The sequence below is a fragment of the Mycobacterium hubeiense genome, from assembly GCF_002838065.1.
Taxonomy (GTDB): domain Bacteria; phylum Actinomycetota; class Actinomycetes; order Mycobacteriales; family Mycobacteriaceae; genus Mycobacterium; species Mycobacterium hubeiense.
This window is the reverse complement of sequence record NZ_PIZU01000032.1, coordinates 36121-59062: the sequence shown is the minus strand read 5'-3', so window position 1 is coordinate 59062 and position 22942 is coordinate 36121. Positions and strand designations below refer to the sequence as shown.

At 65.7% G+C, this 22942-nt stretch carries 19 protein-coding genes and 1 pseudogene; 10 read left to right on the top strand and 10 right to left on the bottom strand.

Going from position 1 to position 22942, the window contains the following annotated elements:
* The coding region (locus tag CWS39_RS21250; RefSeq protein WP_142386899.1) for a hypothetical protein at window positions 1-287 on the bottom strand (287 nt) is incomplete at its 3' end.
* Window positions 288-894: 607 nt separating this feature from the next.
* Here CWS39_RS21250 and CWS39_RS21240 point away from each other — a divergent pair.
* Genes CWS39_RS21240 through CWS39_RS30355 form a run of 3 tightly spaced genes read left to right on the top strand, consistent with a single transcriptional unit; the run spans window position 895 to window position 3977 of the window.
* Window positions 895-2778 (top strand): ABC transporter family substrate-binding protein, encoded by a 1884-nt coding sequence (locus CWS39_RS21240; RefSeq protein WP_431306162.1) that lies wholly within the window; start codon window positions 895-897, stop codon window positions 2776-2778.
* Between the two features lie 51 nt (window positions 2779-2829).
* A complete protein-coding gene (locus CWS39_RS21235; protein ID WP_102144889.1) occupies window positions 2830-3504 on the top strand; it encodes a hypothetical protein in 675 nt (224 codons plus the stop codon).
* On the top strand, window positions 3432-3977 hold the full coding sequence (locus tag CWS39_RS30355; protein WP_431306159.1) for a helix-turn-helix domain-containing protein: 546 nt from the start codon (window positions 3432-3434) through the stop codon (window positions 3975-3977). The genes CWS39_RS21235 and CWS39_RS30355 overlap by 73 nt, the downstream gene beginning before the upstream one ends.
* 198 nt (window positions 3978-4175) lie before the next feature.
* On the opposite strand, the gene CWS39_RS21225 is transcribed toward CWS39_RS30355, so the two are convergent.
* Window positions 4176-4829: a hypothetical protein gene (locus CWS39_RS21225; RefSeq protein WP_102144887.1), complete on the bottom strand. Its 654-nt coding sequence runs from the start codon at window positions 4827-4829 to the stop codon at window positions 4176-4178.
* 1116 nt (window positions 4830-5945) lie between these two features.
* Complete coding sequence (locus tag CWS39_RS21215; protein WP_142386898.1) at window positions 5946-7031, bottom strand: hypothetical protein; 1086 nt, start codon at window positions 7029-7031, stop codon at window positions 5946-5948.
* A 407-nt stretch (window positions 7032-7438) separates the two neighbouring features.
* On the opposite strand from CWS39_RS21215, the gene mshB reads away from it, so the two are divergent.
* Both mshB and CWS39_RS21205 read left to right on the top strand, forming a co-directional pair.
* Window positions 7439-8323: an N-acetyl-1-D-myo-inositol-2-amino-2-deoxy-alpha-D-glucopyranoside deacetylase gene (gene mshB, locus CWS39_RS21210; protein ID WP_102144884.1), complete on the top strand. Its 885-nt coding sequence runs from the start codon at window positions 7439-7441 to the stop codon at window positions 8321-8323.
* 89 nt (window positions 8324-8412) lie between these two features.
* The gene (locus CWS39_RS21205) at window positions 8413-8859 is read left to right on the top strand and encodes a hypothetical protein (protein WP_102144883.1); all 447 of its coding nucleotides are present in this window, start codon (window positions 8413-8415) and stop codon (window positions 8857-8859) included.
* Here CWS39_RS21205 and CWS39_RS21200 read toward each other — a convergent pair whose 3' ends face one another.
* Window positions 8860-10497, bottom strand: coding sequence for a hypothetical protein (locus CWS39_RS21200; RefSeq protein ID WP_102144882.1), 1638 nt, complete (start codon window positions 10495-10497; stop codon window positions 8860-8862).
* Window positions 10498-10698: 201 nt separating this feature from the next.
* Between CWS39_RS21200 and CWS39_RS21195 the strand changes: the two genes are divergently transcribed.
* A complete protein-coding gene (locus CWS39_RS21195; RefSeq protein WP_102144881.1) occupies window positions 10699-13269 on the top strand; it encodes a bifunctional FO biosynthesis protein CofGH in 2571 nt (856 codons plus the stop codon).
* 64 nt (window positions 13270-13333) lie between these two features.
* Here the strand turns inward: CWS39_RS21195 and CWS39_RS21190 are convergent.
* The 3 genes and pseudogenes from CWS39_RS21190 to CWS39_RS21180 form a co-directional block, all read right to left on the bottom strand.
* Window positions 13334-13426 (bottom strand): annotated as a pseudogene (locus tag CWS39_RS21190) (type II toxin-antitoxin system Phd/YefM family antitoxin); the annotation flags it as partial.
* 30 nt (window positions 13427-13456) lie between these two features.
* Window positions 13457-15466, bottom strand: a complete 2010-nt coding sequence (locus CWS39_RS21185; protein WP_431306158.1) for an oxidoreductase — start codon at window positions 15464-15466, stop codon at window positions 13457-13459.
* Window positions 15463-16020, bottom strand: coding sequence for a PadR family transcriptional regulator (locus CWS39_RS21180; RefSeq protein ID WP_102144880.1), 558 nt, complete (start codon window positions 16018-16020; stop codon window positions 15463-15465). Before CWS39_RS21180 ends, CWS39_RS21185 begins: the two co-directional genes overlap by 4 nt.
* 275 nt (window positions 16021-16295) lie before the next feature.
* On the opposite strand from CWS39_RS21180, the gene fdxA reads away from it, so the two are divergent.
* The gene (fdxA, locus tag CWS39_RS21175; RefSeq protein WP_102144879.1) at window positions 16296-16619 is read left to right on the top strand and encodes a ferredoxin; all 324 of its coding nucleotides are present in this window, start codon (window positions 16296-16298) and stop codon (window positions 16617-16619) included.
* A gap of 17 nt (window positions 16620-16636) precedes the next feature.
* Entirely contained in the window at window positions 16637-17734 is a 1098-nt protein-coding gene (dapC, locus tag CWS39_RS21170) for a succinyldiaminopimelate transaminase (RefSeq protein WP_199178236.1), read from the top strand.
* A gap of 2 nt (window positions 17735-17736) precedes the next feature.
* On the opposite strand, the gene CWS39_RS21165 is transcribed toward dapC, so the two are convergent.
* The gene (locus CWS39_RS21165) at window positions 17737-18144 is read right to left on the bottom strand and encodes a MarR family winged helix-turn-helix transcriptional regulator (RefSeq protein WP_233213610.1); all 408 of its coding nucleotides are present in this window, start codon (window positions 18142-18144) and stop codon (window positions 17737-17739) included.
* A gap of 25 nt (window positions 18145-18169) precedes the next feature.
* Here CWS39_RS21165 and CWS39_RS21160 point away from each other — a divergent pair, with 25 nt between their 5' ends.
* Together CWS39_RS21160 and CWS39_RS21155 are read left to right on the top strand one after the other, a co-directional pair.
* Window positions 18170-19264: a multidrug effflux MFS transporter gene (locus CWS39_RS21160; protein ID WP_233213613.1), complete on the top strand. Its 1095-nt coding sequence runs from the start codon at window positions 18170-18172 to the stop codon at window positions 19262-19264.
* Window positions 19265-19313: 49 nt separating this feature from the next.
* A complete protein-coding gene (locus CWS39_RS21155; RefSeq protein WP_102144876.1) occupies window positions 19314-21098 on the top strand; it encodes an acyl-CoA dehydrogenase family protein in 1785 nt (594 codons plus the stop codon).
* A gap of 64 nt (window positions 21099-21162) precedes the next feature.
* On the opposite strand, the gene CWS39_RS21150 is transcribed toward CWS39_RS21155, so the two are convergent.
* Both CWS39_RS21150 and CWS39_RS21145 read right to left on the bottom strand, forming a co-directional pair.
* A complete protein-coding gene (locus CWS39_RS21150) occupies window positions 21163-21768 on the bottom strand; it encodes a response regulator (RefSeq protein WP_102144896.1) in 606 nt (201 codons plus the stop codon).
* 11 nt (window positions 21769-21779) lie between these two features.
* On the bottom strand, window positions 21780-22940 hold the full coding sequence (locus tag CWS39_RS21145; RefSeq protein ID WP_102144875.1) for a sensor histidine kinase: 1161 nt from the start codon (window positions 22938-22940) through the stop codon (window positions 21780-21782).
* Window positions 22941-22942 lie beyond the last annotated feature (2 nt).

The following is a 22942-nucleotide window of genomic DNA, read 5'->3' as shown; positions in this document are numbered from 1 at the left end:
CCGCGCAACGGTGCCTCATTCAGGTTGACAGGTTCCGTGGCGAGCAGGCCCTGCGGTGTCGACACGAAGCTGCTTGCGAACCGCTCACCGAACAGTGCGATGTTCCCGGCCGCAGCGGCCAGCGCCTCTGCCGGGTCTTCAGTGATCGGCGCCGCGGCGAGCCGAACCTCGGCATCGATGGCCTTCAGAAGCCCTGGTGCCTGCGGCGTGACGAGTGAAAGGGTGAGGGCGCTCGCTGCGAGCACCGCCGCGCTCGTCGTCGCTGACTTCTTCAGGCCAATGTGCATGGTGGCTCCCTGGGGTTGTGGTGCTGAAAGCCGAAACTTACGCCGTCGTTCAATATCGAAAGCTGAGATTTTCTCAGGTGGCAGCGAACTCCTTGCGTATGCAAATTTCCAGCTCCTGCGCAGCTTTGCTGGCAATGTGTCGGTATACGACATAAGTCCACTTCAGGATCCGCGACTGGAGTAGCTGGGGGATGACGCGCTTGGCCAAATTGGTTCCGCTCGCGGGGTGTCGGGCGCAGCTGCGAACCTTCCGAGAGACTACGAATCCCATGCATTCCCTTTAACATTCGTCGGAAAGCGGTCGAACGTGCAGGTAGTGGTTGTCGTGCTACGACGAGCGAGTGAATCCGCTGGGCACAAGCAGCGTTTGCCCGTCGTCCTCCCCGGGGAGGGTTGATCTTGTTCAGCAACCAGTAACGTCGCGCGGGACCCACCTCCCATCGGCCGCGAGTGTGAACACACGGCGAACTTTTACTGCGTCACGGCCCTGCTTCTAGATGACGGGCCCGGTCACAATTGAATGCATAGTCTGACTACGCGTAGTGTCGAGTCGGCGCCCGACGTCGGATCGGCCGGCGTCCTGACCCCATCTGAGGGTGTCGATACCCTGAGTAGCGTGCCGACCCGCCCACACCGCGCCGCTATCACCATTGGCGCTCTGATCTCGGCACCGGCATTGCTCTTCGGTGGCTGTACCGTCAGCCCGCCGCCGGCGCCGCAGAGCACGGATACCACGGAGACGACGACACCGCCGCCGCCGAAGGCGACGCAGGTCATCGTGGCCATCGACTGGATCGGCCCGGGGTTCAACCCGCACCTGCTGTCTGACCAATCGCCAGTGAACGCCGCCGTCGCCGCGCTTGTGCTGCCGAGCTCGTTTCGCCCGATCCCGGACCCCAAGTCGCCGACGGGATCGCGGTGGGAACTGGACACGTCCCTGTTGCTGTCGGCGGAAGTGACGAACCAAAACCCGTTCACCGTCACCTACAAGATCCGGCCGGAAGCGCAGTGGACCGACAACGCGCCGATCGGGGCCGACGATTACTGGTACCTGTGGCGCCAGATGGTGAGCCAGCCCGGCGTCGTCGACCCTGCCGGTTATGACCTGATCACCGGCGTGCAGTCGGTCGAGGGTGGCAAGACGGCCGTTGTGACATTCTCACAGCCGTATCCGGCCTGGCGCGAACTGTTCAACGACATCCTGCCGGCGCACATCGTCAAAGATGTGCCGGGCGGATTCGCCGCGGGATTGGCGCGGGCGATGCCGGTGACCGGTGGCCAGTTCCGCGTGGAAAACATTGACCCGCAACGGGATGAGATCCTGCTGGCGCGCAACGATCGGTATTGGAGTGCCCCGGCCAAACCCGATCAATTGCTTTTCCGCCGCGGCGGTGCGACGGCTGCGCTGGCCGACTCGATCCGCAACGGCGACACCCAAGTGGCCCAAGTCCACGGTGGGGCAGCGGCATTCGCGCAATTGGGTGCGATCCCCGATGTGCGCACGGCGCGGATCATGGCGCCGCGCGTCATGCAGATGACACTACGGGCGCAGCAGCCAAAACTCGCCGATCCGCAAGTGCGCAAAGCGATTTTCGGCCTGCTCGACGTCGATCTGCTTGCGTCGGTGGGCGCGGGCGACGACAACACCGTCCAGCTTGCGCAGGCACAGGTGCGAACGCCGTCGGATCCGAACTATGTCCCCACCGCGCCTCCGGCGATGAGCCGACAGGCCGCATTGGGCCTGCTGGCGGAGGCCGGATATCACGTCCAGCCCGTCGCGACTCCGGCGCCGCCGACGCCCGGCGTGCCGCCCCCGGATAACAGTCGTGGCCAGATCACCAAAGACGGTGTGCCGCTGTCACTTGTGATCGGTGTGGCGGCCAACGATCCGACGTCGGTCGCGGTCGCCAATACCGCGGCGGACCAGCTGCGCAACGTCGGCATCGCGGCATCGGTGTCCGCGCTGGATCCCGTGGTGCTCTACGGCGACGCGCTGACCAACAACCGAGTGGACGCGATTGTCGGCTGGCGTCAGGCGGGCGGAGATTTGGCGACGTCGCTGGCGTCCCGCTTTGGATGTCGGGCGCTGGAGGCGACGCCGGTGGCGACGTCACCGCCCGCGCCGACGACGGAACCGCCGCCACGCCCGCCGCGGAACAACGCGCCGCCGCCGACCGCCACCCCGACGGCGACGCAGCCGAGCCCGGCACCGGAATCCGGGGCACTCGTGCAGGCGCCGAGCAACATCACGGGCATCTGCGACCGCAGTATTCAGCCGAGAATCGATGCGGCGCTTGATGGTACGTCGCAAATCGCCGAGGTGATCGAGGCGGTGGAGCCGCGGCTGTGGAACATGTCGACCGTGCTGCCGATCCTGCAGGACACCACGATCGTGGCGGCGGGGCCAAGCGTGCAGAACGTCAGCCTGACCGGGGCCGTGCCGGTGGGCATCGTCGGTGACGCCGGCAATTGGGTGAAGACGACGCAGTAGCGTGCGGGCCTGGTCCCACGGGTTATCATATGTGATAACCAAGGAGCGCCTATGGTGGACTTTGACGACGTTCTGCGGTCGGCGGCGCGGCTGCAAGAGCTGGTACCCGACGCCGTGCTCGAGGGCGGGTCCGCGGCAGTCCTCTATGCCCGCCATCGGACTTCCTTCGATCACGATCACGTCTTGGCCGACCTCACCCACCGGTTCGACGCTGTTCTCGAAGCACTGGACAGCGATCCTGAGTGGGTCTTGAACCGCGCCGTACCGGGCAAGATCCTTCTCGGCAGCCTGGGCGAAATTGAAGTCGGCATTCGTCAGCTCATCCGTCGGCGTCCGCTGGAGACACAGACAGTCAATGTGCCCGGCGGTGGGAGCGTCGTGGCACCGACACCCGAAGAAACGTTGCGCATCAAGGCTTATCTGCTTGTGAAGCGCAACCAGACGCGCGACTACATCGACGTGGCCGCATTGGCCGACCGCTTCGGAACGCCATGGGCCGCAGAGACACTCGCCGACATCGATCGGTATTACGACGAGGGCGAACCGGGCGAGAATACCGTGGCGGCACAGCTTCTCCGTCAGCTCAGCGAGCCCCGGCCTGCGGATTCGCGAACGACAACCAAACTCGGTCAGTACAAGAATCTGGACCCGAAATGGCAGTCATGGTCGACCATCGTTGCTCAGTGCCAAGCAGTCGCAGATGCGATGCTGACCGTAGAGGGGTAAACGGTATGCGCACTCTGCAGTTTCGAAATATCAATGCTAGTCCTGATGACCCCGTCGAATGTTGGGGTGTCGAAGGCATTCTGGCTGCGATCGATCGAGGCTCGCTGCCGCACTGGCGGCGCATCGCTGCCGCGGTGCGTCAGGATCCGTGGGGTCCCGTCGCGACCGATCTGGAAGAGGCGCTAGATCTTGCCGAGGACGTTGGAGTGGTTGCGGCTCTTCGGCGTTCGCTCGCTAGGGTGCGTTCCGATGCTGAGGCGTCGGCTCGCGCCGAAGTGCGCAGGCGCCTGCAGGAGTTGGTGGATTCCTCAGGGCTGACCGCCGCGGAGTTCGCGCGCCGATTGGGCACCTCTGCATCTCGGATGTCGACATACTTGAGCGGCAAGGTGGTGCCGTCGGCGGCGCTACTCGTGCGAGCTGAAGCTGTCGCCGGAAGCACTCAGCGCGCGGCGAAGCGTGGCCGCCAACATTAGCCGCTGACCTCGTCGCTCACTGCGTCGCCGACCTTTTCGGCCGCATCGCGCGTAGTGTCGGTGACGGTCCTGATGGCGCCAGCCCGTGCGACGATGCCCGGAGGCGTCAATTCATCATCCGTTTACTCTGCAGTTGCGCGAACGCGTATGACCAAAAACAGTGGGCCCCTCCGAGGGGCCCACTGCATTACTGGCGGGTTACTCAGTGCCGCTGTCGGATTCGCTTTCGCCTGAGCTGCTGCTGCTCGAATTGGCTGAGCTGCTGGAGCTCTCGCTCTTGCCGCTGAGGCGTTCCGTAAAGTTGCGAACGCCGTTGCGGAATCCGTCGACGGCGCCGCTAATCCCGTCGCGGAGGTTCCTGAGCGGCCTGACCTGATCGGCTTCGCCTGAATCGGTAGCGGTCACGCCGGGTGTGGCGACGAGGCTGTTCCTGACCAGATCCGCGTCATCGGACTTCCCCGTGTTGTCTGTGGGAGCCGGATCCTCGGGTTCCGTGCTCGCCGTCTCCGGTGCTTCTGCGGCAACGCTGTCGGCCTCACCTTGTCCGAGACCTTCTGCACCTTCGGCATTTTGAGCGAGGTCAACCGTCACCGTCGCCGCGGCTTCGCTCGTCGTTGCGTTCGCGGCCAGCCCGGGCGGCTCCGGGGGAGTGATCGCCTCGACGAACGTGTTCCGAATCGTCAAGAAGACCGAGATGATCCCAAGTCCTGGCGAGAGGAGACGTGGCGTTTGCGTCGGGTCATACCCATTGAGCACTCCGTCGACAATGACGGCCGGGCCGCCGACGACTGCGTTGAGGATCGCTTCGGGATCGCCTGCGGCCACGGCATCGGCAACGGATTGCAAAGGCACCCGTCGACTGGATGAGCGCCGCCGGCGGACCGATCAGCCCGATGCCGCCGAGTAGGACGGCCGTCGGCAGTTCGTTGACAACGTTGACGAAGTTGTTCAACGGCGCGACCAGGGACGGCAGGACCGCGAAGGCCAGTTGCAGAATGGTTTGCACCAGGGTCTGAGAAGCGAGTTCGATGTCACCAGCGAGTAGCTGGTCGACTGCCTCCTGCAGCATGGCCGGCACGCCGAACGGATTCTCGGGATCGAGCGCGTTACAGAGACTTGGCCACCAACAGCTCTGCATTCGCGATGCCGTTCTCGAGTATCTGGGTCAGCAGCGGCGCCGGTCCGTTCGCGAACGCTTGGTCGGCGAGGAGACCGACGTTGGTGACGGTGTTTTCGATCAGCTGGACATAGGGGTCGAAGGGGCTGGCAGTCAGCTGGACTGCCGGGTTCGCGACCCTGACGTCCGGTACCGGCGGCGCGACCGGACTGATCGCTATGGCGCCGGCCCCACCAGCGCCACGCCAGCTGCGAAATATGGACGAGCAGCAACTTGCATGGCATCTCCTTGTGTCGATGTAAACCCCCGACGCCGCAGAAGCTACCTGAGAGTAAGTTAACAAATTGGGCGATTTGGAAAGATTGAATTGATCTCAAAGGGGCGGCCCGGCAGTGAGCAACCAACGTTATTGACGCGCGAAACTAGCTGTTCAACAGGCAAATTGATGGCTGGCGCCGCTTCGTCAGGAGTTGCAAACTGGAACTGGCCGTTGTCATTATGTGAATGCAAATTCACTGCTAGCGAATTGATGGCGGAAGCCGTCAGTTGTTAGCCATACGTGGCACTTGAGATCGGATCGCCTACTGCGCACAGGATGAATACATCGCGCGGGGATCGTGGCGATGTTAACGAGAGAATTTGATTGCCGGCCCACGTTGATCGTAGGCGCAGTCGTGGATTGATCCGGCGACCGACAGGGGCGAGCGACTGCGACGGCTCTGCGGCATGCAGTTTGCTGCTTAGTTGTTATTGCAAAGACATGTCAGCTGTTGCCACTTTCAATGCGGCTACCGACCGAAGCAGTGGGCCCCCTCCGAATGTGGAGGGGGCCCACCGTCGGCCTGGCGAAGCTACGCGGCGTCGCTCGAGCTCGATCCCGAGCCCGCGCCATCGCCCGAGCCGGCGCTCGAGTTTGAGCCGCTTGTGCTTTCGCCCTTCCGGTTCTTCCCGCTGATGCCTTCAGCGGCCTTCTTCAACCCGTCGGTGACGTTTTTGACCGTCCCGCGGATGCCATCGCGGACCTGCTTGACAGGGTTCGTCCGCTCCGACGTCGTCGTACCCGTCTTGCCTGGCACTGCCATCGGGCTGTCCTTCACCGTCGTCGTTCCCGCCGCGGTCTGGGTGTTGTCGGCAGAGGCGTCGACCTTCTCCGACGGCGCGACTTCCTCCGTCGTCGATGCCTCCACTTTGTCCGCGGTCACGGCGGCTGCACCGGCGGCCGCCGTATCAGAGGCGCCCGTATCGACAGACTCGGTCTTGCTCGCTGCCGGCTTCGTCGGCTCGGCTACCTCTGCTGTGCTCAGGTTGACTGTCGCGGCGGCCTCGCCTGCCGTCTCGTTAACAGCTGGGAGACTTGCCTCTTCCGCCGCCGGGACCAGTGGCTCGATGGCGTCCGCGACTGCCTGCCGAAGCGTGAGAAGCGAAGAGACGAGGCCGTACGGGCCAATCAAGCCACTGCCGTACTCACCGTTGAGGATTGCTCCGGTGAGTTTCGGCGCGAAGCTCAACGCGGCGTTGGCGAACGCCTCTGGATTCCCTTCTTCCACCGCGCCGATGAGCGCTTCTCCGGTGGAACCCAGCACGAGGTTGATGTCGCTCAACATGGTGACGGGCGCAAGCGCGGCGGCCAGCAGGCCCGGCGTCAAGGGATTGGTGATGGCGTTGACCACGTTCGAGAGGTTCTCGAACGGGTTCTGGATGACCGCGAACGGATCCAGTTCACCACCCACCAGCGGTAGGGCCGCCGCAACCACGGGTCCAAGTACAGCGCCGACGATGTTGTTCAGCGCGTTGGTGATGTCGCCAGCCGCAAAATCCGCTAGCGCCTGCTGAATGAGCGCCGGTGAGTCGGTCGTGAAGCCTTGCAGCAATCCGCCGCCAAGGACCTGAGCGACCTCTGCGAGCATCTCCGCGCTGCTCACCTGGTTGGCGAGCACGGCCTGGAGGATCGGAGCAGGGTTGGCAGTGATGGTTGCGCCCAACGCCTGGGCGTTCTCGAAGGCCTTCTGGAAGACCTGTTGGAACTCGGTGAGTGGATTCGCCAGGGCCGTGCCGGCAGGGTGTGGCCCCGGCCGGGGGTTGTGATATTGGTCGGCGTAGTGGCAAGCGCGGCCCGACGGCAGTGACTAGCGACACGCTAGTCCGCCAATTGTGACGCGGCCTACGCCAATACTGAACTATCAGTCCGTCCCACATAGCGGGACGGACTGCGGCCCCTCTGCGATGAAGGTCTATCAGACGGTATGAAATCGGTCTATCTCAGGCCGTTTGCTGATGGGCGTTGGCCCCGACGGGATCGGCTGGAGCCCGGCGTCGTTCACCGTTGCGCGCTAGGGTCGCGGCGATGCCGTCGCATGAAGTGCCCCGTCTGCTGTTCGTCCATGCTCATCCCGATGACGAGACGCTGACCACCGGCGGAACCATCGCGCACTACCTCGCTCAAGGCGCCGACGTGCACGTCGTCACCTGCACGCTCGGCGAAGAGGGCGAAGTCATCGGCGAGCGTTACGCCCAGCTCGTCGTCGACAAGGCCGATCAGCTGGGCGGCTACCGGATCAGCGAGTTGACCGCGGCGCTCGACGCTCTGGGCGTCGACGAACCCATCTTCCTCGGCGGACCCGGCCGCTGGCGCGACTCCGGCATGGAAGGCACCCCGCCGCGCCACCATCAACGCTTCATCGACGCCGACATGCGCGAGACGGTCGGCGAACTCGTCGCGATCATCCGGCAACTGCGCCCGCACGTCGTCGTCACCTACGACCCGAACGGCGGCTACGGCCATCCCGACCACATCCAGGCCCACCGCGTCACCACCGCGGCCGTCGAGGCTGCTGGCGGCGGCGAATTTCCGGGACAGCCCTGGAAGGTGCCCAAGTTCTACTGGACCGTCGTCGCCACCAGTGCGATCGAATCCGGGCTGAACGCCCTGACCGACGTGCCGCCGGAGTGGGTTCGCGTGTCGATCGACGAGGTGCCGTTCGGCTACCCCGACGACAAGATCGACGCCGTCATCGACGTGGCCGACTGCCTGCCCGCCAAGGTGGCAGCATTGCGTGCCCACGCCACCCAGGTCACCGTCGCGCCAAACGAAGCGTCGTGCGCGTTGTCGAACAACATCGCGATGCCCATCCCGACCCAAGAGCACTACATCCTCGTGGCGGGAACGCCGGGGGAGCGCGACGCCCGCGGCTGGGAAACGGATCTGCTGGCCGGGCTGAACCTGGAATAGCGCCGATGCGACGGGGTAGGCTCCCGGGTCATGGACCCCGATCTGGACCCGAACCTGCAACACCAGCAGGACCGCGCCGACAACTTCCAATGGGTGGTGGGTTCGCTCGTCGCACTGCTCGACAGCATCCCGACCTGATCTCGACGACGCCGCGCGCCACCGTCGACCCTGGCGCGGAAGACCCCTCGATTCGCGTCGTCGTCCTGAGCCTGCTTGCCGTTGACGGAATCATCTCGGCGGTCGCCGGAGCCTTGTTGTTGCCGTTCAGCATCGGCGCCATTCCATTTCCCGTCAGCGCCTTGGTGACCGGCGCCGTCAACGCCGCATTGGTCTGGGCGGCGATGTACTGGACCGATTCGATGCGCCTGGCCGCGCTGCCGTTGTGGACGTGGCTGGCGACCGTCGCAGCGATGACCCTCGGCGGGCCAGGCGGCGACATCATCTTCGGCGGCCGCGGCGTAATGGGTTACAGCGTGCTGATTTTCATCGCCCTCGGGACGTTACCCGCGGCGTGGCTGCTGTTCCGTCGGCGCTGACTACTCGTCGTTGTCGCTGCCTTTGTCGTTGTTCCCATTCTTGGCGCCGTTGTCTGTGCTCTGACTGCCTTTGTCTGCGTTGCCGCTGACAGCGTTGCGGGCCTGATTACGGGCCTGCTGAAGACCCTTGGCGGCCTCAGTTGCCCCGTCGCGCAGACCTTTCGCCACCGTGCCAGGAGCCTTCGCGACTTCTTGTGTGACCTTGCCCGGCCGACCTGTACGCGCCGCGCCGGTGACGTCCTCGGTCGCCGTTTCGATCGACTCGCGCACTTCACCTTGGGCCTGCACGAGACCCTTTGCGACGGCCTCCGGTGCCTTGGCGAGCCTTTGAGCCTGCTCGGCGCGGCGCTCGGCCGCCGCGGACACTGTCGCGAGGGCCTCAGAGCGCGCCGCCTCCGCGGTCTTGCCGAGTTCTTCAACGGGCTTGACCGCGTTGTTCACGAGCGGAGTTTGGCCGGCGTCGTCGGCGCCTCCCGCCAGTAGCACATCGAGGCCGGCGTCGACCGAACCCGCGTCTTCCGGCGTCGTGGCCACCTCATTGGCGGCGGTGGCGGCGAACGGAATCCACCCGCCGCCAAGGACGTAATCGACCTCAGCGATTCCCGTGTTGATGAGTGCGTTGATGGTTGCGTTGCCGACATTGAACGCGCCGTCGATGTAGCTGTTGATGTTCAGCGGGTCATTGAGCACTGGGTCGATCAACCCGAAGACGACGCTGTCGGCGATTGGTTCGGCGAGGACGTCATACAGGAGGTTCACCTGGTCGCCGACAATTTCGACGAAAGGAATCGGGTCAAGTACAGCCTGCAGTACGTCGACGCCGTAGCTGATGCCGTCTCGCACTGGTATGTAGATCGCGTTGACGAGGTCGCTTGCGGCATTCGTGACCCCAACATCAGGCGGCTGCAGCGTTTCGGCGGCAAGGAACGGGTCTTGCGCCGGCGGTCGCGGTGGTAGCGGGAAGGGCAACGGGGGCAGGGGAGGCAGGAAGTAATTCCACTCGTCAATACCCAGCCAGATAAAGGCTGCGCCGACATCGAGGCCGAAGTCGACCACGTTCTCGATGATGCCGCCCTGGCCTCGGAGCCAATCGGTGAAATTGAAGACGGCACTGGCGACAATGCCTTCTCCGAAGGTGTAAAAGACCATGATCTGGCCGGCGAACCAACCGACGGCCGGGATCCAGGACACCACATCGGTAGCAACCTCGAAACCCCACCGCACCCAGGGTTCCGCCCAGATATAGACCTGGTCGATGGTGTTCGCAATGTTGGGTGCGATCGGTATTGCGGACAGCTGAGGGGAAGGCGTAACCGACCCGAGCGGCGCTGCAGGCCCCAGGAGGCGCACCGGGTCGTCGAGCAGGACTTGCAGCAATGGGTCCTGCGGTGCCGCGAGTTGTCCAGCCGCCGCCGCTGTTAGCGCGCTGTTCGAAACCGGACCTGCCACGGTCTGCGTCATCCGCTGCGCCGCTGCCAGCAGATCGACCATCGCCTGGGACATGGCCGGTGTGCTGGCGGTCTGCTGCGCCGGAACAGTGATGTCAGGCAGCGTCGGGTGGATCGGCGCGAGGGCGACGGCACCGGCGCTGACCGTGGCTAGACCTGCCATGAGATACGAGCGGACGGATACGTTCATGACAGCTCCTTCGCCTTCCGCCCCGACAGGTTCTCAACTTACGCGCAAGTCAACGTGGCCGCGCAGCTATTCCGGCCGTGTCGGCGACGGGCGACGCACCCACCTGTTGCGCTCGGACTACCCTGACCGATATGCCAGGCGCTGTGGTTTCAGATAGTGAGACACGCGGATGAATCTTGACGACATCGGGGTTACACGGGAGTGGCTCTGAACCCCCAGCCCGGCGCCGACTTGCCTAGCCCGGTGGTCCCACCGAAATCCGGCTCTGCGGCCCTGAGGCGCGTGCTACGACGGGCCCGCGATGGCGTGGCGCTCAACGTCGACGAAGCCGCCATCGCGATGACCGCTCGCGGCGACGACCTGGCCGAGCTGTGCGCCAGCGCGGCGCGGGTGCGCGACGCCGGCCTCACCTCTGCGGGACGACGCGGCCCCAACGGCCGCCTTCCGGTCAGCTACTCGCGCAAGGTGTTCATCCCGATCACCCATCTGTGCCGAGACACCTGCCACTACTGCACCTTCGTGACCGTCCCGGGCCGGCTGCGCGCTCAGGGGATGGGCATGTACATGGAGCCCGACGAGATTCTCGACGTGGCCCGTCGCGGCGCCGAACTCGGTTGCAAGGAAGCCCTTTTCACGCTCGGCGACCGGCCGGAGACGCGTTGGGACGAGGCCCGGCAGTGGCTTGACGAACGCGGTTACGACTCAACGCTGGACTACGTGCGGGCAATGGCCATCCGGGTGCTCGAGGAAACGGGCCTGCTGCCGCACCTGAATCCCGGCGTCATGACCTGGTCCGAGCTCTCGCGGCTCAAACCGGTGGCCCCGTCGATGGGCATGATGCTGGAGACCACCTCCCGTCGCCTCTTCGAAACCAAGGGCCTGGCGCACTACGGCAGCCCCGACAAGGACCCCGCGGTGCGGCTGCGGACGCTCGACGACGCCGGGCGGCTGTCCATTCCGTTCACCACCGGACTGCTCGTCGGCATCGGCGAAACGCTTGGCGAGCGCGCTGAGACCATGCACGCAATCCGACGCTCGCACAAGGAATTCGGGCACGTTCAAGAAGTGATCGTGCAGAACTTCCGGGCCAAGGAACACACCGCGATGCAGTCGGTGCCCGACACCGATATCGACGACTTCCTCGCCACCGTCGCCGTCACCCGCCTGGTGCTCGGGCCCAAGATGCGTATCCAGGCGCCCCCGAACCTGGTGTCGCGCTCCGAGTGCCTGGCGTTGATCGGGGCCGGGGTGGACGACTGGGGCGGTGTCTCGCCGCTGACGCCGGATCACGTCAACCCCGAGCGGCCGTGGCCCGCTCTGGACGACCTTGCCGCCGTCACCGCCGAGGCCGGCTATGACCTGGTGCAGCGGCTCACCGCGCAGCCACAGTATGTGCAGGCCGGGGCGGCGTGGATCGACCCGCGTGTGCGTGGGCACGTCGACGCGTTGGCCGACCCGGAGACGGGTTTCGCGTTGGACGTCAATCCGGTCGGGCAGCCATGGCAGGAGCCCGACGAATCCTTGGAGTCCTTGGGCCGCACCGACTTACACGCCGCCATCGACAGTGAGGGCAGGCTGACGGAGACCCGCAGCGATCTCGGCAGCGCGTTCGGCGACTGGGAGTCGATCCGGGAGAAGGTGCACGAGCTTGCCGCCCGCGCGCCGGAACGCATCGACACCGACGTGCTGGCGGCGCTGCGCTCGGCGGAGCGTGACCCGGCCGGCCTGAGCGACGACGAGTATCTGGCGCTGGCCACTGCTGACGGTCCCGCGCTGGATGCCGTTGCCGCGCTGGCCGATTCGCTGCGCCGTGACGTGGTTGGCGACGACGTCACCTTTGTCGTCAACCGCAACATCAACTTCACCAACATCTGCTACACCGGCTGCCGGTTCTGCGCGTTCGCGCAGCGCAAGGGCGATGCCGACGCGTACTCGCTGTCGACGGCCGAAGTCGCCGACCGCGCCTGGGAGGCGCACGTCGCCGGTGCCACCGAGGTATGCATGCAGGGCGGCATCGACCCCGAACTGCCCGTCACTGGGTACGCCGATCTGGTGCGCGCGGTCAAGGAACGCGTGCCGTCGATGCACGTGCACGCCTTCTCGCCGATGGAGATCGCCAACGGAGTCACCAAGAGCGGGTTATCGATTCGCGAATGGTTGATCTCGCTGCGCGAGGCAGGCCTGGACACCATCCCGGGCACCGCGGCTGAGATTCTCGACGACGAAGTGCGCTGGGTGCTGACCAAGGGCAAGCTACCGACATCGATGTGGATCGATGTCGTCACCACCGCGCACGAAGTGGGGCTGCGGTCGAGCTCGACGATGATGTACGGGCACGTGGACCAGCCACATCATTGGGTGGGCCATCTGCGGGTGTTGCGTGAGATCCAGGACCGCACGGGCGGTTTCACCGAATTCGTGCCGCTGCCGTTCGTACACCAGAGCTCACCGCTGTACTTGGCCGGCGGGGCGCGTCCCGGGCCGACGCACCGCGACAACCGTGCCGTTCATGCTCTGGCGCGGATCATGTTGCACGGCAGGATCTCTCACATTCAGACCAGCTGGGTCAAGCTGGGTGTCGAGCGCACGCAGGTGATGCTGCAGGGCGGGGCCAACGATCTGGGCGGCACACTGATGGAGGAGACCATTTCGCGGATGGCCGGCTCGGAGTTCGGTTCGGCCAAGACCGTCGAGGAATTGGTGGCGATCGCCGAGGGTATCGGCCGCCCGGCGCGCCAGCGCACCACCACGTACGCACCGTTGGCGGCCTGAACCGGTTGTGGCGCTGCGCCAGAGTGCGGTGCCGCTACGAGACTGTGATGACTTCGATGTCTTAGTCTTTGAGGACGTCGGTCTCCTCGCCCGCCTCGACAGGTCGCAAGACTTCGGCGGTGTGGTTCCGAAGATCGCGCGGCGGGATCGTAGCCACGCCACGAACGCAGCGCGAAGCCACTAAGACCTACAGCCGCGCCGCCAGCTCGGTGCCTTGCCTGATCGCCCTCTTCGCGTCGAGTTCCGCCGCGACGTCGGCCCCGCCGATGACGTGCGGCTCGATGCCGTTGGCGCGCAGCTCGTCCACGAGATCGCGCACCGACTCCTGACCCGCGCAGACCACCACGTTGTCCACGGCCAACACCCGGCGGTCGGCGCGCTCGGGTCCGAAGCTGATGTGCAGCCCGTCGTCGTCGATGCGCTCATAGTTCACGCCCGAAAGCTGATGCACTCCTTTGGCTTTCAAAGATGCCCGGTGGACCCAGCCTGTTGTCTTGCCCAGCTTTCGGCCCTGTGCCCCCTTGGTCCGCTGCAGCAGGTACACCTCGCGCACCGCCGGTGCGGGCAGCGGCGTCACCAATGCGCCGCGAGCCTCCTGCGGATCTGCCACACCCCATTCGGCCTTCCACTCCTTGAGGTTCAGCGTCGGGGACTCGTCGGTCACCAGAAACTCGCTCACGTCGAAACCGATGCCGCCGGCCCCGACGATAGCCACGGACCGGCCCACCGGCTTGCCCGTGATCGCCTCCGCATATGACAGCACCATCGGATGGTCGATGCCCGGGATGTCCGGAATCCGCGGCGCCACACCAGTTGCCAACACGACCTCGTCGAAACCCTGTAGCACCGACGCGTCGGCCCGCACACCGAGCCGGGCGTCGACGCCATGCTTATCCAGCATCGTCTTGAAATAGCGGATGGTCTCGTTGAATTCCTCCTTGCCCGGAATCCTTCGTGCCAAGTCGAATTGGCCGCCGATCACCTCTGAAGCCTCGAATAACGTGACCGCATGCCCGCGCTGCGCGGCCGTCACCGCCGCAGCCAGCCCAGCCGGTCCGGCGCCCACCACCGCCACCCGCTTGGACACCCGCGTTGGTCCCAGCACCAGCTCCGTCTCCCGGCCGGCTCGCGGATTCAACAGGCACGACACCTTCTTGTGCACGAAGGCGTGATCCAGGCACGCTTGATTGCATGCGATGCAGGTATTGATCTCGTCCGCGTGATCGGCGGCAGCCTTCAACACCCAGTCCGGGTCCGACAGCAGCGGGCGCGCCATCGATATCAACTGCACCTGCGTCTCGGCGAGGATCTGCTCGGCCGCTTGCGGCATGTTGATCCGATTCGATGCCACCACCGGGATCGAGACCTGCTCGGCCACCGCGCTGCTGATGTCGACGAACGCGCTGTTGGGTACTGACGTGACGATCGTCGGCACTCGCGCTTCGTGCCACCCGAAACCCGAGTTGATCAGCGTCGCCCCGGCCTCTTCGACTTCCTGTGCCAGCGCGACGATTTCGTCCCAGCTCTGGCCGTCCTCGACGTAGTCGGCCATCGACATCCGGTAGCAGATGATGAAGTCGGATCCGACCGCCGCACGGGTCTGGCGCACGATCTCGACCGGGAAACGCCGCCGGTTCGACGGCGAGCCACCCCACTTATCCCTGCGCTTGTTGGTGCGCGGCGCCAGGAACTGATTGAGCAGATACCCTTCGCTGCCCATGATCTCGACGCCGTCGTAGCCGGCTTCCCGCGCCAGCAGTGCACACCGGACGAAATCGGAGATAGTGCCCTCGACGTCGCGCAAGGCCCGTGGCTTGAACGGATTGATCGGCGCTTTGATCGGGGACGCGCTGACCGAAAACGGATGGTACGCATAGCGGCCCGCATGCAGGATCTGCAGGAGGATCTTGCCGCCGGCCTCGTGCACGGCCTCAGTGACCTGGCGATGCTGCCGCGCCTCCGACGACGACACCAACTGCGATGCGAACGGTAGCAGCCATCCCGTTCGGTTGGGGGCGTACCCGCCGGTGATGATCAGTCCGACGCCGCCACGGGCCCGCTCGGCGAAATACGCTGCCAGCTTGTCGATATCGCGCGCACGGTCCTCAAGCCCGGTGTGCATCGAGCCCATCACCACGCGATTGCGCAGTGTGGTGAAGCCAAGATCCAACGGTGACAACAGGTTCGGATACGTCACGAAGATCCCTTCAACGCCGCCAAGACTTCGTCGAGCCAATCGATGGCACTTTCCTCGGCGCGGATGCCGCCGCGCAACACCAGGTATTGATGCAGCGCGCTGCCCTTCAACGCGCGAGGGGATGGAAACTGTCGCTTCTCGAATTCCCGGTAGGTGTCCAGCAATTCGGCTCGCTCGGCACGCAATGCCTGTGCCTGGGCCTGTACGGAAGAGATGTCGCCGTAGGCGGCGGCGCGCACCTTCACCGCCAGATCGCGGGTCCGGTTGTCGGCGACGGTGCTGCCTCGACCGGACAGCGGCGCGGCGATCCAGCGTGCCAACTCGACGCGGCCGGCGTCAGAGACTGTGTACACCTTCTTATCGGGCCGCCCGCGCTGTTCGACCACCTCGACATGGACCCAGCCATCGGACTCCATGGTCCGTAGCGTGCGGTAGATCTGCTGGTGCGTGGCGGCCCAGAAATAGCCGATGGACCGGTCGAACCGGCGGGCCAGCTCGTAGCCGGAGCCGGACTGCTCGCACAGCGACACCAGGATCGCGTGGGGGAGTGCCACCCGGGCAGCCTAGGGCCGTCCAGGGTTCATATGCAACTAGTTGCACTGCACCGGCGTGCATAGACCCTGTAGTAGGCGTGCGGTAAATGCAACGATTAGTATCTGTAACCACGCGGCACCCATAACGGGTGGCGCGGAAGTTAGGGCACACTGAGACCGGCGTCCAGCTATTGGGCAGAGATACTTTCTGCATACTGGCGTCGACTTCGGCGGACCCCGACAACGACGGACAGCCCCACCGGACAGGTAGACCGAGAGGACTTGAGGAGAACTCAGTGACGTACGTCATTGCCGAACCCTGCGTCGACGTTAAAGACAAGGCGTGCATCGAGGAATGCCCAGTCGACTGCATCTACGAGGGTGCACGCATGCTGTACATCCACCCCGACGAGTGCGTCGACTGCGGTGCCTGCGAGCCGGTCTGCCCGGTGGAGGCTATCTACTACGAGGACGACGTGCCCGACCAGTGGAGCAGCTACACGCAGATCAATGCGGACTTCTTCACCGAGCTCGGGTCGCCCGGTGGTGCCTCGAAGGTGGGCCAGACCGACAACGATCCGCAGGCCGTCAAGGATCTGCCGCCGCAGGGTGAGGACTGATAACGGCTCGCCCCGCACTGCGTAAGCGCGTCTCGGCGGCGCTGCCGGTTTTTCCGTGGGACACGCTGGCCGACGCGACCGCGCTGGCGCGTTCGCATCCCGACGGCATCGTCGACTTATCGGTCGGCACGCCCGTCGATCCCGTCGCGCCGCTGATCAGGGAGGCGCTGGCGGCTGCCAGCGCCGCGCCCGGCTACCCGACCACCGCAGGCACCCCCGCACTGCGCGCATCGGCGGGAGCCGCGCTGCAACGGCGCTATGGCGTCACCGACCTGGCGCCCGACGCGGTGCTTCCGGTGATCGGCACCAAGGAACTCATTGCGTGGCTGCCAACGCTGCTCGGTCTCGGCCCCGACGACCTCATCGTGGTGCCCGAACTCGCCTATCCCACTTATGAAGTCGGCGCACAGCTGGCCGGTACCCGGGTGGCGCTGGCCGACTCGCTGACGCAGCTGGGGCCGCAAACGCCCGCGCTGATCTACCTCAACTCGCCGAGCAACCCCACCGGCCGCGTGCTGGGCGTCGACCATCTGCGCAAGGTGGTCGGCTGGGCGCGCGAGCGCGGTGCACTCGTCGCGTCCGACGAGTGCTATCTGGGCCTGGGCTGGGACGCCGAACCGGTGTCGATCCTGCATCCGTCCGTGTGCGACGGCGAGCACACCGGCCTGCTGGCCATTCATTCGCTGTCGAAGAGCTCGTCGCTGGCCGGGTACCGCGCCGGCTTCGTCGCCGGTGATCCCGAGGTGGTCGCCGAACTGCTGGCGGTGCGCAAGCACGCCGGGATGATGGTGCCGACGCCGGTGCAGGCGGCCATGGTGGCGGCCCTTGACGACGACGAGCACGAGCGCGAGCAGCGCGATCGCTACCAGCGGCGCCGCTCACAGCTGCTGCCGGCGTTGCAGGCGGCGGGGCTGACGGTCGACCACTCCGAAGCCGGGCTCTATATCTGGGCCACCCGTGGCGAGCCCTGCCGCGACACCGTCGGATGGTTCGCGCAGCGCGGCATCCTCGTCGCGCCCGGCGAGTTCTACGGGCCCCGCGGCGCGCAGCATGTGCGAATTGCGTTGACCGCCACCGACGAACGGATTGCCTCCGCGGTCGCGCGGCTGAGCTAGCGTCACACCATCGATGCGAAGCGCCGGAACAGCGGCGCGGCCTCGGCGACCAGCGCGGCTTCCTCGTCACTCATCTCCGACAGTTGGCGGCGAACCGCGTCGACCCAGAACGCATCGATCAGCTTCTTGTATTCGACGGCTTTGCCGGTGAGCTGCAGCCGGATCGACCGCCCGTCGCGGGCATCGGGGATGCGTTCGACGAGTCCGCGCTGGACCAACCGCCGCACGGTGGTGCTGACATTGCTGGGCTGCTGCGCGAGCAATCTGGCCGCGTCCGTCACGGTGATTGCGGGATTGTCGGCCACGGTGCGCAGCACCTCGAACTCCGAATGTGGCAGCGGTTCCAGGCCGACCTGACTCGAGCACGAGCCATTCCCGCTGATCTGGATCGGCGTGTTGGCGTTGCTCACCGCGGTCGCACCGCTGGCCACCGACATGTACCTGCCGGGACTGCCGGCGAAGGCCGACGAATTCGGCACCAGCACATCGGCGATTCAGCTGACCCTGACGACGTTCATGGTGGGCCTGGCGGTGGGTCAGCTCGTCATCGGCCCACTGTCCGACCGCTTCGGCCGGCGCCCGCTGGTGTTGGCCGGCACGTTGGTCTGCATCGCTGCGAGCGCGGCCTGCGCGCTGGCGCCCTCCATCGAACTGCTTGCCGCATCTCGCTTCGTTCTGGGTTTCAGCGGTGCGGCAGGCGTGGTGCTGAGCCGAGCGGTAATCACCGACCGAGCGCGCGGCGGCGCCGCTGCCAAGATCTTCAGCCTGATGATGATCATCAACGGCGCTGCACCGGTCGTTGCGCCGTTGCTGGGTGGCGCGCTGCTCGCGCCCATCGGCTGGCGCGGTGTGTTCTGGGTGATCACCGGACTCGCGGTGGCGATGTTCATCGGCGCGCTGGTGTGGCTGAGCGAAAGTCACCCGCACGAACACCGCACCACCGGCGGTCTCGTCGCGTTGGCCCGCAATGTGCGTACCCTGCTCGCCAACCGCCGCTATCTCGGATACACGTTGGCATTCGCGTTCAGCTTCGCCGTGATGTTCGCCTACATCGCTGCCTCGCCCTTCGTCCTGCAAAAGACGCTCGGCCTGTCGACGACCCTGTATTCGATTGCGTTCGCGAGCAACGCGATTGGCTTGATCGTGATAAATGCCGTCAACGCGAAGATCGTCGAGCGGTTCGGTCAGCGGTGCCTGCTGCACACCGGCGTGGCGCTGCTGGTGATGTTCTCCACGCTGCTGGTCATCGACGCGGTGCTGGGGCCCGTGCTGTGGGCCACGCTGGTGCTGCTCGCGTGCACCGTGGCCAGCCTCGGTCTCATCGTCGCCAATGCGACGTCACTTGCACTCGAGGAGGCGAGGCACGCGGCAGGCACGGGTTCGGCGCTGATGGGTGCGCTGCAGTTCGGCCTGGCCGCACTGGCGGCGCCGATGGTCGGGGCGGGCGGCGAGTTCACCGCCATCCCGATGGCGTTGGTCATGGTCGTGAGCGCGACGGTCGCAGCCGGCTCGCTGGCGCTGACAAAGTGATATTACAAATATTCTTCACCTGACTACGAAACTGTAATACCGTCGTCGCATGAGCGATTACGACGTGGAGGCGGTGGACCGGCTTCCCTTCACGACGCCGGAGAAATCCGAGCGCTACCGCACCGAGAACTACCAGGGCGCCGTGGGTTTGAACTGGTATACGACCGATCCCATCCTGCAGACCACGATGGCCTACTACCTGCGGCCCGACGAGCTCGCGGTCGCCGAGCCGCACTTGACGCACATCGGCGAACTGATGGGTGGCCCGGTGGCGCGGTGGGCCGAGGAAACCGACCGCAACCCGCCGCGGCTGGAGCGCTACGACCGCTGGGGACACGACATCAGCCGGGTGGTGATGCCGCCGTCATTCACCGAGTCCAAACGCGCGGTGCTCGACGCGCAGGCTCGGCTACGGGCGGACGCTCGAAAAGCCGGGGTGAGCTCGTCGCTGATGCTGTTCGCGTCGAATTACCTTCTGGACCAAGCCGATATCGGGATGGGCTGCGCGCTGGGCACCGGCGGCGGCATGGTGCAGTCGCTGGTTTCCGCGTATGCGCCCGCCGATGTGCGCGATTACGTGCTGGGCAAGTTCGCGTCCGGCGAGTGGGCGGGGAAGACCGCGCAGATGCTGACGGAGCGCACCGGTGGATCGGACCTCGGCGCGCTGGAGACGACGGCTCGGAGAACGGGTGGGCGCCACGGCGACGCCTGGCTTCTCAACGGCTTCAAGTGGTTTGCGTCGAACTGCAACGGCGAGGCGTTCGTCGTGTTGGCCAAGCCGGAGGGCGCACCGGATTCCAGCCGTGGTGTCGCGAATTTCCTGGTGCTGCGCACGCGACGGGACGGGTCGCGCAACGGCGTGCGGATCCGGCGGCTCAAGGACAAGCTCGGCACCCGCTCGGTGGCCTCCGGTGAGGTGGAGTTCGTCGACGCCGAGGCGTTTCTGCTCTCGGGTGAACCCAGCGCTGACGCCGGACCCGCCGACGGTAAAGGCTTGGGCCGCATGATGGAGCTGACGAATGCGGCGCGGCTCGGCATCGCGCAGTTCGCGTTGGGGAATGCACGACGGGCGCTGGTCGAGTCGCTGTGCTACACGCGGACGCGGGATGCGTTTGGGGGCAAGCTGATTTACAAGCCGTTGATGCAGCGCAAGCTCGCCGAGATGATCGTCGACGTCGAAGCCGCCCAAGCGATGGTTTTCGACGGTACCGGCGCCGTCAACCACCGTCAGCCGCGGCAGGTGCGTCAACGCATCGCGGTGCCCGTCACCAAGCTCAAGGTGTGCCGGCTCGGCATCACCATGGCGTCGGATGCGATCGAGATCCACGGCGGTAATGGCTATATCGAATCCTGGCCGGTGGCAAGGATATTGCGTGACGCGCAGGTGAACACCATCTGGGAGGGGTCCGACAACATCTTGTGCCTCGACGTCAAGCGGGGTATCGAGAAGGCCGCCGCACACGAAGCGCTGTTGCAGCGGCTGCACGACGCGGTGTCGGTGTCCGACGACGACGCTACGACGCAGTTGGTGGCGCGTCGCATCGAGGATCTCGACGCGGCGATCACCGCCTGGACCAAACTCGAAGGCGCGGTTGCGGAGGCGCGGTTGTTCCCGCTCGCGCAGTTCATGGGCGATGTGTATGCCGCGGCACTGCTGTGCGAGCAGGCGGCATGGGAGCGGGAGACCGGTCGCGGGGACCGCAAGGCGTTGGTGGCGCGGCTATTTGCGCGGAGATACCTGGCCGACGCGGGACCGCTACGCGGTATCGACGCCGACACAGACGAGGCGATCGAGCGCTTCGACGAGCTGGCCGCGGGCGCGCTGACTTTGTAGCGCGAACAGACGCAAAGCTGCCCTAAATGCCTTGAAAAAGGGGAGTTTTGCGTCTGCTCGCGAGTTAGAGGAGGCCCAGTCCCATGGCGGTGGTCACCGCCGCGGTGCGGTCGGACACGCCGAGCTTGTTGAACGCCCGCAGCAGATGTGTTTTCACCGTGGCCTCGCTGATGTGCAGGTCACGTCCGATGTCGGCGTTGGTCTTGCCCTTCGCCACCAGTGCGAGCACCTCGATTTCGCGCGACGACAACGACGCCGAAACAGGCTGGCGCACAAAACGAACCAGCCGATCAGCCACCGAGGGCGCCAGCACTGTCTTGCCACGGGCGGCATCACGGACAGCGTCGGCGAGCTCGGCGCGCGACGCGTCCTTGAGCAGATATCCGGCCGCGCCCGCCTCGACGGCCCGCAGGATGTCGGCGTCGGCCTCGTACGTGGTGACGACGATGATCCTGGTCTGCGGTAGCGCGGCGAGGATTCGTTCGGTGGCAGTGACGCCGTCGACATCTGGCATGCGCAGATCCATCAGAATCACGTCGGGCCTTAGGGCTTCAGCCAGCGCGACCGCCTCGCCGCCGGATCCGGCCTCGCCGACGACGGTGAGGTCAGGTTCGGCGTCGATCATGCCCCGCAGGCCTTCTCGGACGACGGGGTGGTCGTCGACGAGCATCACCTTTACGGTCACGTCGGCACCTCGATGTCGATCCGCATTCCGTCGTCAGACGACACCGACATCGTCCCGCCGACTTGAGCTACCCGGGCTCGCATGCCACGCAGTCCGAATCCGTCGGCATGTTCGACGGGTAAGCCGACGCCGTTGTCCGACAACGTCAATCGCACACGATCAGCAATCCGGGTCAGCTCGACGTGCACGGCGCTGGCCTGCGCGTGCTTGCGGATGTTGGCGAGCGCCTCCTGCGTCGCCCGCAGCAGCACCACGTCGACCGCCATGCCCAGCGGAGGCAAATCCTCGTCGGCGTCGACAGTCACGGCGATACCCGTTTCCGCGGTGAGCCTTTCGCACTGCCGCCGGATCGCGCCGGCCAAGGAACCTTCGTCGAGCGCGGCCGGAGTCAGCCCCGCCACCATCACCCGTGCCTCGGCCAGATTCTCCCGCGCGGTGCTGCCGATCAACTCCACATGCTTGCGGGCAGCGGCCGGGTCGGTGTCCAATTCCGCGTCGACGGCCTGCGCTAGCGTCGCGATGCTGGTGAAACCCTGCGCCAGCGTGTCGTGGATCTCGCGGGAGAGTCGCTCACGTTCGGCCGCGGCGCCGGCTTCCCGCGACAGCCGGGCGCTCTCGGCGCGTGTCGCCGCCAGTTCGCCGACCAGGTCGGCCAGCATCCGGCGCTGCCGCATCGACGTCATGATCGCAGTGCCGATGACGGGGGCCGCAACGAGTCCGATGAGCGTCGTGGCAATGGCGAGCGGCAAATTCGGCGACCGCACGCCGCCGCCGATCACTACCAAAGAGAGCGGGATGAGGTTCACCACCGTCGTCACGACCAACGCGGCGGACAGCGGAAGTGCCGCGAAGAACAGTGGGTACAGCGCGGCGATCGCCGCGATGCTCACCGGCGACGCCCACAGCGCGATCACCCAGAGCCCGACGACGGCGCCGATGAACGTCACCGTTCGCCAGTCGACCGTCTCCGCACGGATCACCTTCTGGCCGAACGCCGAAACGCACGCGATGATGCCTGCCAGCGCCGCGATGGCGACCGGCGCGTTGCCGGGGAAGCGGTCGTTCAACAGCACAACGCCGACCATCGCCGCGACAAGGATGCCGAAGACATAGAGCTTCCACAGCCAATGCCACTCGTCCCCGTGCGACGCGGTCATGG